Annotated in this window: 7 protein-coding genes; 3 read left to right on the top strand and 4 right to left on the bottom strand. The window is 61.2% G+C overall.

What is annotated here, in order from left to right; genetic code table 11:
- Nucleotides 1–81: 81 nt before the first annotated feature.
- The 3 genes from zipA to NJC38_RS00085 form a co-directional block, all read right to left on the bottom strand.
- A complete protein-coding gene (zipA, locus tag NJC38_RS00095; protein ID WP_045489821.1) occupies nucleotides 82–972 on the bottom strand; it encodes a cell division protein ZipA in 891 nt (296 codons plus the stop codon).
- A gap of 239 nt (nucleotides 973–1,211) precedes the next feature.
- Nucleotides 1,212–4,700 carry a chromosome segregation protein SMC gene (gene smc / locus NJC38_RS00090; RefSeq protein WP_253110069.1) on the bottom strand — a complete coding sequence of 1,163 codons (3,489 nt, stop codon included), beginning with the start codon at nucleotides 4,698–4,700 and terminating at the stop codon, nucleotides 1,212–1,214.
- 4 nt (nucleotides 4,701–4,704) lie between these two features.
- The gene (locus tag NJC38_RS00085) at nucleotides 4,705–5,364 is read right to left on the bottom strand and encodes a GntR family transcriptional regulator (protein ID WP_045489817.1); all 660 of its coding nucleotides are present in this window, start codon (nucleotides 5,362–5,364) and stop codon (nucleotides 4,705–4,707) included.
- 156 nt (nucleotides 5,365–5,520) lie between these two features.
- Here NJC38_RS00085 and guaD point away from each other — a divergent pair, with 156 nt between their 5' ends.
- On the top strand, nucleotides 5,521–6,843 hold the full coding sequence (guaD, locus tag NJC38_RS00080; RefSeq protein WP_253110067.1) for a guanine deaminase: 1,323 nt from the start codon (nucleotides 5,521–5,523) through the stop codon (nucleotides 6,841–6,843).
- A 10-nt stretch (nucleotides 6,844–6,853) separates the two neighbouring features.
- Here the strand turns inward: guaD and NJC38_RS00075 are convergent, their stop codons facing one another.
- Nucleotides 6,854–8,887, bottom strand: a complete 2,034-nt coding sequence (locus NJC38_RS00075; protein WP_253110065.1) for a methyl-accepting chemotaxis protein — start codon at nucleotides 8,885–8,887, stop codon at nucleotides 6,854–6,856.
- 460 nt (nucleotides 8,888–9,347) lie between these two features.
- On the opposite strand from NJC38_RS00075, the gene NJC38_RS00070 reads away from it, so the two are divergent.
- Nucleotides 9,348–10,412, top strand: coding sequence for an LLM class flavin-dependent oxidoreductase (locus tag NJC38_RS00070; RefSeq protein WP_253111342.1), 1,065 nt, complete (start codon nucleotides 9,348–9,350; stop codon nucleotides 10,410–10,412).
- 13 nt (nucleotides 10,413–10,425) lie between these two features.
- Nucleotides 10,426–11,373 (top strand): ABC transporter substrate-binding protein, encoded by a 948-nt coding sequence (locus NJC38_RS00065; RefSeq protein ID WP_045489811.1) that lies wholly within the window; start codon nucleotides 10,426–10,428, stop codon nucleotides 11,371–11,373.
- Nucleotides 11,374–11,394 lie beyond the last annotated feature (21 nt).

Genomic DNA, 11,394 nt, shown 5'->3' with positions numbered 1-11,394 from the left:
CAAAAAGCAAAAGAGCAGCCGGGGCTGCTCAGTACGCAAGGGGTGAAACGCGGGCGGGCCTGCATGCCGCGCCCGCCTCGCTCAGCGGCGCTGGGTCAGTGCGCGGCGCTCGAATTCGACGATGCGCTGGCGATAATGTTCGATGGTCTGGGCGGTCAGCACGCTGCGCTGATCGTCCTTGAGTTCACCGTTAAGCTCATGGGCCAGCTTGCGCGCCGCCGCAACCATCACGTCAAACGCCTGTTTGGGGTGACGCGGACCTGGCAGCCCCAGGAAGAAGCTCACCGCACGGGTGCTGAAATGGTCGATGTCGTCCAGATCGAACACACCCGGCTTGATCGCGTTAGCCATGGAAAACAGCACTTCGCCGTTGCCAGCCATGCTTTCGTGGCGGTGGAAAATGTCCATTTCACCGAAACGCAGGCCGCTTTCCAGGATGTTCTGCAGCAGCGCCGGGCCCTTGAAGCCGCTTTCGTCGCGGGAAATCACGCTGATCACCAGCACTTCTTCCAGCGGTGTCTGCTCTTTGTCGTCAGATACATTGCCATAGCCGGACGAGGTGCGTGAGGCCGGTTTTTCTTCCGCGACCAGCACTTCTTCGCGGTCACGCTCACGATCACGGGCCGAGAAGCTGGGGGTTTCGTCGTCCAGCTCAAGGTCGCCCGCCTGCGGCTCGTCCTTGCGCGGCTTCTTGTCGTTGTAGCGCCGACGCGGCTCGCGCGTTTCGGCGCTCATCGATGGCAGGTCATGCTCGTCGAGTTCCGGTTCTTTTTGCGACTCCAGCACCCGGGACGGGCCCAACAGCTCAGGCGACGTGGCTTCGTCGTCATCCGGCAGGTTGGAGTAGCTGCGGTCAAGCCTGAATTTCAATTTACCCTTGCCGCCGCGCATACGGCGCCAGCCGTCGAAGAGAATGCCGGCGATGACGATAATGCCGATGACGATCAGCCACTCACGCAGACCGATTTCCATGTAATCCAGTGCCTCAAATGAGAAATTCGAAAACCAGGGGGTTAAACCCCTTTAAAACGTGGAGCCAAGTCTATGTTCTAACTGGCATTTTGCCCACGCCGAAATAAAAAAGTGGTCATTAAACTAGCACGACCTTCGGTAACTTAACACCGTCTGTATCACCTGTTGTGTCCTGAACCGTTATCTGGCGCACAACCGTCCTATCAAAAAGCCATATTTGCCGCCATGGCGGCCCGCAATCAGGCGTCCACCATGGCCATGGCTTCCTCGACATCCACCGCCACCAAGCGCGAACATCCGGGTTCGTGCATGGTGACCCCCATCAATTGATCAGCCATTTCCATGGCAATCTTGTTGTGGGTGATGTAGATGAATTGCACGGTTTGTGACATTTCTTTCACGAGACGTGCATAGCGGCCCACGTTGGCGTCGTCCAGCGGCGCATCGACTTCGTCGAGCATGCAGAACGGCGCCGGATTGAGCTGGAATATCGAAAACACCAGAGACAAAGCAGTCAGGGCTTTCTCGCCACCGGACAACAAATGAATGGTGCTGTTCTTCTTGCCTGGGGGGCGCGCCATGATTGTCACCCCTGTATCGAGTAAATCTTCGCCCGTCAGTTCCAAATAAGCCGAGCCGCCACCGAAAACTTTTGGAAAAAGCGTCTGCACGCCGCTGTTGATCTGATCGAAGGTGTCCTTGAAACGGTTGCGGGTTTCCTTGTCGATCTTGCGGATCACGTTCTCCAGCGTGTCCAGAGCTTCGACCAGATCGGCGTCCTGGGCATCCAGGTAACGTTTACGCTCGGACTGCTGCTGGTATTCATCAATGGCCGCCAGGTTGATCGCCCCCAGGCGCTGGATGCGTGCGGCGATGTTTTCCAGCTCTTGCTCGGCCTGACGCTCGTCGGCATCGGCCGACAGGGTGGCCAGCACCCCATCGAGATCGTAACCGTCCTCGTGCAGTTGATCCCGCAAGGCGGTGCGCCGTACGGTCAGCGACTGCCAGTCCATGCGCTGCTGCTCCAGTTGCCCGCGCAACAGCTGTGCCTGTTGCTCGGCCTGGCTGCGGCGCTTCTCGACCTCGCGCAATTCGCGGTCGGCATCTTCCAGAGCATTTTTGGCGGTGCGCATTTCGTCATCGACGACCATGCGCCGCTCCAGCAGCTCTTCGAGCTTCATGCGTAACTCTTCCAGCGGCGCCGCGCCCTCCTCCAGGTTCAGGCTCAGTTGCTCGCGGCGTTCGCTGAGGCGCTCGGACTGCATGCGCAGCCGCTCCAGGGCCTGATGGGTGGAGTTGTGCTGGGCCTTGAGCGAACCGAGGCGTACCGCCAACTGATGGCTACGGTCCTTGTGCTGGCGCGCCTCCTGGCGCACCCGGTCGAGCCGCTCGCGCAAGCTGTCGCGGCGCTCTTGCAGCACCTCACGCTGCTCGGTGTCCAGCGCCATGCTGTCGAGCGCTTCCTGCAATTGCAGGCGCGACTCACCGAGGTTTTCATGCTCCAGGCTGCGTTGCTCGGCCAGTTCGGCCAGTTCCTCTTCAAGCCGCACGCGGCGCAGGGTCAGTTGCTCGGCCTTGGCTTTGGCTGCCGACAGGCGTGCCTTGAGCTCGCCCTGCTGGCGATTTTCGTCCTGCAGCTTGCGGCGCAGCTCCTCCCGCTGCTGTTCCTGCTGAGTCTGCTGCTCGCGCAACCCCTGCAGACGCTCGTCAAGCTCAGCCAGCGCCGCTTCACGCTCGTCACGCTCGACCTGCAACTGCTGGATTTCCTGACCACGGGCCAACACCCCGCTCTGCGCCTCGCTGACCCGTCGAACCCGGAGAAAGTCCCGGCCTACCCAATAGCCATCACGGCTGATCAGGCTTTGCCCGCTGCTCAGGGCGCTACGTTTGGCCAGCGCTTCGTCAAGATCCTGCACTGGCATCACCTGGCCCAGCCAGGCCGACAGGTCAGTATCGCTGCTGACTTTATCCAGCAGGCTACCCGGCAGCCGCGCCGCGTCACCGGCCGGGCTGACCAGCCGCAGGTCGCCCTGGCTGAAAGCGGCCAGATCCAGCCCAGCGAAATCATCGACCAGCACCGCCTGCAAATCGGCGCCCAGCACGGTTTCGACCGCCAGCTCCCAGCCTGATTCGACGCTCAGCCCTTCAGCCAATCGTGGCCGCTGGCTCAACTGCTGATCACGCAGCCACTCGGCAGTACCGCTATCGGGGTCCAGCGCAGCCTGTTGCAGGGCCTCCAGCGAAGCCAGGCGACCGTGCAGCCGCTGCAGTTCGCCTTGCGCCTGCTGCTGGTCGTGGCTGCTGCGTTGCAGCGTTGCACGCACGCTTTCCAGTTGCTCGACGACCTGCTCCTCGCTCATGTGCAGGTCTTCAAGGGTCAATTGGCGGGTCGCCAACTCTTCGTCCAGCGCCTGGATCGCCGCGTCTTCAGGGTCGGCTGCGAGCAATTGCAACTCTTCTGCCAGCCGGCGCTGGCGCTCGGCCAGCCGTTCCAGGGCCTGCTCCAGTTGCTGAATGCGCGCCTGCTGCACCTGGGCGTGGCGCTGTGGCTCGGCGGACTGCTGGTTGAACTGGTCCCATTGCTCTTGCCAGCCATGCATGGCGGCTTCGGCGTCTTCCAGCGCCACGGCCGACTCTTCGGCAGCGGCGGCGGTCATTTCCTGTTCGGGTTCGAGCATTTCCAGCTCTTCGTTCAGGGTCGCCAGCAAGGTGGTGTCATGGCCCAGGTGCGATTCAGTCTCTTGCCGCGCCCGTTCGGCCTCGCGCAGGTCGTCCTGCAACTGGCGCAGGCGTTGCTGGCCGTGCTGAATGCTTTGCTCGACCCGGGCAATGTCGCCGCCCACCGAATAGAAGCGGCCCTGCACCAGATTGAAACGCTCTGACAGCTCGTGATGGCCGTCACGCAGCCGCTCGATCCCGGCGTCAGCGTTACGCTGCTCAGCCACCAGAGCCTCGAAAGCCACTTCCTGGTCGCCGATCACCGACTCGCGCTGGCGAACCTGATCGTTGAGTGCCTGCCAGCGCAGGGCCGACAGTTGCGCCTTGAGCTGACGCTCCTCGGCCTTGTACTGCTGGTACTTTTCGGCCGCCTGGGCCTGACGGTGCAGACGCTCGATCTGGCGTTCGAGTTCTTCGCGCAGGTCGGTCAGGCGCTCCAGGTTTTCCTGGGTGCGGCGAATACGGCTTTCGGTCTCGCGGCGGCGCTCCTTGTACTTGGAAATGCCGGCGGCTTCTTCGATAAAGTTACGCAGTTCTTCAGGCTTGGCTTCGATCAGCTTGGAGATCATGCCTTGTTCGATGATCGAGTAACTGCGCGGCCCCAGACCGGTGCCCAGGAAGATGTCGGTGATGTCCTTGCGGCGGCATTTGACGCCGTTGAGGTAATAAGTGTTCTGGCTTTCGCGGGTCACCTTGCGGCGAATCGAGATTTCCGCGTAAGCGGCGTATTCACCGACCAGGGTGCCGGCCGAGTTATCGAACACCAGCTCGATACTGGCCTGGCTGACCGGCTTGCGGCTGGTCGAGCCATTGAAGATGACGTCGGTCATCGACTCGCCGCGCAGGTTTTTCGCTGAACTCTCGCCCATCACCCAGCGTACCGCGTCGATGATGTTGGATTTGCCGCAACCGTTGGGGCCGACCACCGCCGCCATGTTGCTGGGGAAGTTCACCGTGGTCGGGTCGACGAAGGATTTGAACCCCGCCAGCTTGATGCATTTGAGGCGCATGGGGTCAGGCTGCCGTCAAAGCAGCCAGCACCAGCTGGCAATTGCGCTGGCCGTATTCGGCGAGCACGCTGCGGATGCGCGCCGGCTCGCGATCAATCACCGCCTGCAGCAATTGCGCGAACAGCACCAGGAAATCGCCCATTTCGGCCTTGCGCTGCTCCAGGGCCAGGTAATAGTTGCGGCTCATCGACGGCTGCAGGTTCTCGATGGTTTCTTGCAGGTACGGGTTGTCGGCGAACGGAAACGCCGCGCGCATGATGCTGAAGCTGTCATCGACAAAGGCCTGGACGTCCTGACGCTCGAAACTGGCGGTCAGGCGCTGCTGGATGGCCAGAAACCCATGCAGGTCACTTTCCGTTTGCCAGCGCTCGGACACCGCGATGGCCAGCAGGATGTACAGCTCGCTCATCAGCTTGCACAGGCTGGTCACATGGTGGGCGTTGAGCGCCGTGACCTGGGCGCCACGGCGCGGCAGGATCACCACCAGGTGCCGGCGCTGCAGCACCAGCAGTGCTTCACGTACCGAGCCGCGGCTGACATTCAGCGCCTGGGTGACTTTCTGCTCCTGGATACGCTCGCCGGGTTTAAGCTCGCCACGGATGATCCGCTCGGCCAAATGTTGGGCAATTTGCTCTGCCAGACTGTCCGGCGCCTTGAACATCATGTAATTCCTTCAGATTCCGCGCTACACATGGCGGCGCAGTGTATCTCAAGCGCACAAACATGGATGAGCAAAACATCCGGAAACTCCAGCGCTGCAAACACGTCGAACCGGCGTCCTGTAACCTGTATTTATCAACCGGTCTTGCAAGAGGTATTCATGAGTCCTGCTTCAGCCCATCGCACCGCTCACCGCGGGGCTTTGCTGCACAGCATCGAGGATCCTGCCCAGGTCGGTATTGAGGCCAGTTACCAGTATTTCGCCGACGGCCTGCTGCTGGTCGAGGACGGGCATATCAGCGCCATGGGCGAGGCTGGCGACCTGCTGCCGACGCTGGGCAGCGAGGTCAGCGTGATCGAGCACCGCGATGCACTGATCACGCCTGGTTTTATCGACACCCATATTCATTTGCCCCAGGCCGCAATGATCGGCGCCTATGGCGAACAACTGCTGGACTGGCTGAACACCTACACCTTCCCGTGCGAGCGGCAATTTGCCGACCCGCACCATGCCGCCACGGCTGCGCAGTCATTCATTGATGAGCTGCTGCGTAATGGCACTACGACTGCCATGGTGTTCGGCAGCGTGCACCGTGAGTCGGTCGAGGCGTTTTTCCGGGCCGCCGAGCAGCATAACCTGCGGATGATCGCCGGTAAGGTGATGATGGACCGCAATGCCCCCGACGATCTGACAGACACGGTGGCGTCAGCCTACGCCGACAGCAAGACGCTGATCGAGCGCTGGCACGGCAAGGGCCGCCTCAGTTATGCGGTGACGCCACGCTTCGCGCCGACCAGTTCCCCTGAACAACTGGCCATGGCCGGACGCCTGCTGCAGGAATACCCCGGTCTGTACCTGCAAACCCACCTCAGTGAAAACCTTCAGGAAATCGACTGGGTCAAGGCGCTGTACCCACAGCGCAGCGGCTACCTGGATGTTTATGACCATTATCAGTTGCTCGGCGAGCGCTCGGTGTTTGCCCATGGGGTACACCTGTGTGATGCCGAGTGCGCACGGCTGGCGCAAACCGGGTCGGCCATCGCCTTTTGCCCGACCTCGAACCTGTTTCTGGGCAGCGGCCTGTTCAACCTGCCGATGGCCGAACGGCATCGGGTTCGGGTGGGGCTGGGTACCGATGTTGGCGCAGGCACCAGCTTTTCGATCCTGCAGACCCTCAACGAGGCCTACAAGGTAATGCAGTTGCAAGGTGCAAAGCTGCACCCGTTCAAGTCGCTGTACCTCGCCACCCTGGGCGGCGCCCGCGCGCTGCGCCTGGACGACCGGATCGGTAGCCTCAAGCCTGGCAATGAAGCTGACTTCGTGGTCCTCGATTATCACGCCACGCCGTTGCTCAGCCAGCGTTTGCAACAGACGCGCACTATTGAAGAGATTCTGTTTGTGCTCATGACCCTGGGCGATGACCGGGTGGTGCGCGAAACCTGGTCGGCCGGGCAGCAGGTGCACCGGCGCGACCAGGTGTAATCAATGCGGCTCAGACCTTGAAGCTGTCTACCTGGCGGCTGAGTTCCTGGTAAAGCGCGGAAATCTGCCTGGACTGGCTATGCACCTGATTGGACATGCCGCGCACACCGTCAGTCTGTTCTCTGAGTGAGGTCAGGTTCTCGCTGATGTGATGGGAAACCTTGGCCTGCTCATCGGTGGCCAGCGCAGTCTGCGCCGCCATCTCCTGAACCCGGTCGAACGAGGTGTTGAGGGAGCTGAAAATCGTGCTGACCTGATTGATATGCTCCACCGTGTTACGCGCGTTGCTGCGGCTGTTGCGAATCGCCGTGCTCGACTCGCTGACACTTTGGCGCAGCCGCTCGATCATGGTCTCGATCTCACGGGTGCTGTCCTGGGTACGGGTCGCCAGGGTCCGCACTTCATCGGCCACCACGGCAAAGCCGCGGCCCTGCTCGCCGGCCCGGGCCGCCTCGATGGCGGCATTGAGCGCCAGCAGGTTGGTCTGCTCGGCGATGGTACGGATCACTTCCAGCACCGAGGTGATGGCCGCCGAGCTCTGCTCCAGATCCACTGAGCGCTCCAGAGCCAGTTCGATATCGACCACCAGGCGTTCGATGGCGCTATTGGAAAGACTCACCGCCGTGCCGCCCTGATGGGTCAACTGGCTGGAGTGGCTGGCCTCATCGGCGGTGCCCTTGGCCAGATCGGCCATCTGCTGGTTGGAGACGTTCATCTGGTTGCCGGCGCTGACCATCGAGTCGGACGCGCTCACCAGCCCTTCACTGATCCGCCCGGCCTGGTCGGAAACGGTATTGAGCTCGCCGGTCATGCCACCCAGCGTGACTGACTGGCTCTGGATGGCGCGGATGATTGCGCGCAAGTGCTCGACAAAGCCGTCGAACTCCCTGGCCAGATCACCGAGTTCGTCACGCGAGCCCGAATTGATGCGCTGGGTCAGGTCGCCATCGCCTTCAGCGATTTCCCGGATCCGCCGCGTCACATGCTCGACCTTGCGGGTCAGCATCAACGGCATGTAATAGCCGATCAACAAGGCCACGCCGAAGGCCAGGGCAATGACCACAATCGCAATGTGCTCATAGCTGGCAACCTGCTTGCGAACCGCCTCTTTCTGCTGGCGGGCGTGGGCGGTCACGGACTCACCGGCCTTGTTCAGCACCTCTCGAATGGCGGCAAAGCGCTGATCGGCAATGATTCTGGCCTGCGGCACGCTGGCCTGGGTGCGCGCTGGCGGCGAGTCGAACATCGCCCGGCTGGCTTGCACCCATTGATTGAAAAGCAGATCGAATTGCGCTGACGGCGCGACCAGCTCAGGCTCGCGGATCAGGTAACTGCGGTAGTTATGGAAACGCTGCAGCGCCTGCTCGACATTCTCTTCGAAAAACGCGCGATTTTCCGCTACATCGCCGGAGCCTGCGGCCATTTTTTGCAGCGCCAGCCGCGCCTGATAGACATCACGGTCGGCATTGAGAACTTCCGAGAGCGCTTCGACATACTGCTGCAAGTCAGCACTGCCATCCGCTTCGGCCTTGCGCTGGCTGGTGTGCTCACGCAAGCGCTCGCCGGCCTGGTCAAGCATATCGCGGATGATCTGAAACTGGCTGTCCTGCTGTTGCAAGGTGTTGGCCAGCGAGCGTCCCGCTTCGGCCGAGGCATTCAATGAGGTGCTGGCGTCCAGCCACTCACGATACAACGAGTCGAAATTGACGAAGGGGGCCAGCACCTGAGGTTCATCGGCCATGAAACCGCGAAACTTCTGGAACCGATCAAACACCTGCTGGGCGTTTTCAGTGAATTCGCGCTGGTTGTCGGCGACCTTGCCCTCGCCAGCCATCAGCCGCTCTTGCGCGATCAGTGCCTGATAGATATCCCGATCAGCGTTGAGCACCACCGCCACCGACTCGAAATAGGTCTCCGCCTGACGGCGCATTGCATCCTGCTGCACCTGGGTCATGAGAAACATGAACAGCAGCAAGCCCACCATAATCAGGGCCAGCAGCGCTATGGGCAAAATCATCTGAACACGAATCGAGTGCAGGCGCATCGCAGACTCCTAAAATACCGGCTATTGAGAGCGACCTTGATTCCAGGTGAGATTGAAGCGGGGTCAGGCTGGAGAATAGCTGCATACCAGCAGAGATAAAGTTCAAGAGGCAATGATCTTTCGCCCAGTGCCACTATTTTGATATCTAAATTTATAAGTCTTTGTTCCTGCTGAGAATTTTACCTACCAGTGCGTGCCTGTACGCTATACCGGGACAAGTAGGCCTGCTCATGCATGACGGCCACGCATGATGACCCCGCTTAAAATTTACTTATTGCATCTTAAATATTGGTTTTGATGCATTTTTAAAATATTAGCTTATATCAAAAACGAATTTCCCTTCGCACAGACTCGCCAATATTCTTATAAGCATCAGGCAGGCTGCATCGCCTTGCTTATAACAGACGACCATATCCTGGCAAACAGCGAAGGAGTTTTCATGAGCGTGGAAATCATCGGCATGATCACCGCCACCCCCAGTGCCGAGGTGGACCAGCCGCTGGGCGACGCAGTAGACGCCGACTTCGTGCGTCGCTTCGCCCAGGCTCATGAACAAGCCGGCTTCGACAAGGCGTTGGTGGGCTATTTCTCCAACGGTGCCGAAGGCGCAGTGGTCAGCTCGTTCATTGCGGCGGCCACGGAGCGTCTGGGTATCCTGCTGGCCTATCGTCCCGGCGTGATCGCCCCGCCACTGGCCGCCCGGCAACTGGCGACCCTTGACCAGTTCAGCAACGGCCGCCTGTCACTTAATGTGATCAGCGGCGGCAGCGACGTCGACCAGCAGCGCGATGGCGATTGGCTGAATCACGATCAACGCTATGCGCGCACCGACGAATACCTGCAAGCGCTCAAGGCGATCTGGACTGCGCAAGGTCCGGTGGACCATCAGGGTGAGTTCTATCACTTCAAGGGCGCGTTGCCCAACGTGCGGCCCAGGCAGAAGCCGCACATCCCGATCTACTTCAGCGGCTCGTCCCCGGCCGCGCTGCAAGTGGCCGCCCGGCACGCCGACACTTACATGCTGTGGGGCGAGCCATTGGCCGATTTTGCCGAACACGTGCAGCACCTGCGCCGGGCCACTCGGGCCAGTGGCCGCCAGCCGCGGATCTCGGTGTCGTTCCGGCCCATCGTCGCCGACACTGAAGAGGCCGCGTGGAAACGCGCCGCCGAGATTCTCGAACGCATCCGCGATAACCGCGAACGCTTTGGTCTGCCCGTAAACGGCCATGCACCGGGCAATACCGGTTCACAGCGTCTGCTGGCCGCAGCTCAACGCGGCGAAGTGCTGGACGAACGCCTGTGGACCGGCGTGGCGCGGCTGACCGGTGCGCAGTGGAACTCCACCGCGCTGGTCGGCACGCCTGAACAGGTCGCCGCGTCGCTGGGCCGCTACTGGGAGCATGGGGCGAGCACCTTTCTGATTCGCGGTTTCGATCCGCTGGACGATGCCGAACTCTACGGTCGGGGCCTGATCCCGGCGATCCGTGAACATATTGCCACCTTGCAACCGCGCAAGGTCGGCTAAGGAAACCTGACCTATGAAACTGCCTCGTGTACTGCGCCGCAGCCTTGCGGCGCTGGCGATCATCACCCCGCTCGCCCATGCCGCCGACACCACGGTGCTGCGCATTGGCGATCAGAACTACTACAACGTGCGCGCCTCTGTGGAAGCCTCCGGGGTACTGGAAGGCGCACCTTACAAGGTGGAATGGAAACACTTCCAGTCCGCCGCGCCGGTGGCCGAAGGCCTGGAGGTGGGTGCCCTGGACCTGGGTTTTCTGGGCGACTCGGGCTTTTTGTTTCTGGCCGCCAAAGGCGCACCGGTCAAGCTGATCGGTGTGTCCCGGCAGAACCCGGACACCATCGCCCTACTGGTGGGCAAGGACTCGCCGATCAAGACCATTGAAGACCTCAAGGGCAAGAAGGTCGCCTACTGGCCGGGTGCCTGGAGTCAGCAACTGACCCTTCGCGCCCTCGATAAAGCCGGCCTGCCCCATGACTACGTGGAGTTTGTCAAACTGATGCCGATTGACGCGGCAGCCGCCTTTCCACGGGGCAGCATCGACGCCTTCCCGGTCTGGGAGCCCTATATCTCACAGCAGGTAGTGTTCTCAGGCGCCAGGCCGATCATCACTGCCCGTGACCTGATGCCCGGCCTGTCGAGCATCGCGGCCAATGCCGACAGCATCGAGCCCAAGCGTGAAGCCATTGCCGACTTCCTCGGCCGCCTGCACAAAGCCCGCGCCTGGGTCGAAGCCAACAAGCAGACCTACGCTGACCAGTGGGCAAAAAAGGCCAACCTCGACCCGGCCGTGTCACGCCACTGGATCGGCCAGGCCAACATGACCGTCGGCCCGGTGGACGAACAGGCAGCCAGGGATTATCAAGGCACCGCCGATTTTCTGGTGCAGACCGGTGCGCTGCCCAAGGCGTTCGATACCAAGGGCATTATCGATACTTCGTTCAGTGGGGCGTTCAAGCAGTAGTCCATGGTGACTGCTGCCCAC

The sequence above is a fragment of the Pseudomonas sp. 21LCFQ010 genome (assembly GCF_024129905.1).
GTDB lineage: Bacteria > Pseudomonadota > Gammaproteobacteria > Pseudomonadales > Pseudomonadaceae > Aquipseudomonas.
Note: the sequence above shows the minus strand (reverse complement) of the source record. Positions and strands in the feature narration are given on the sequence as shown.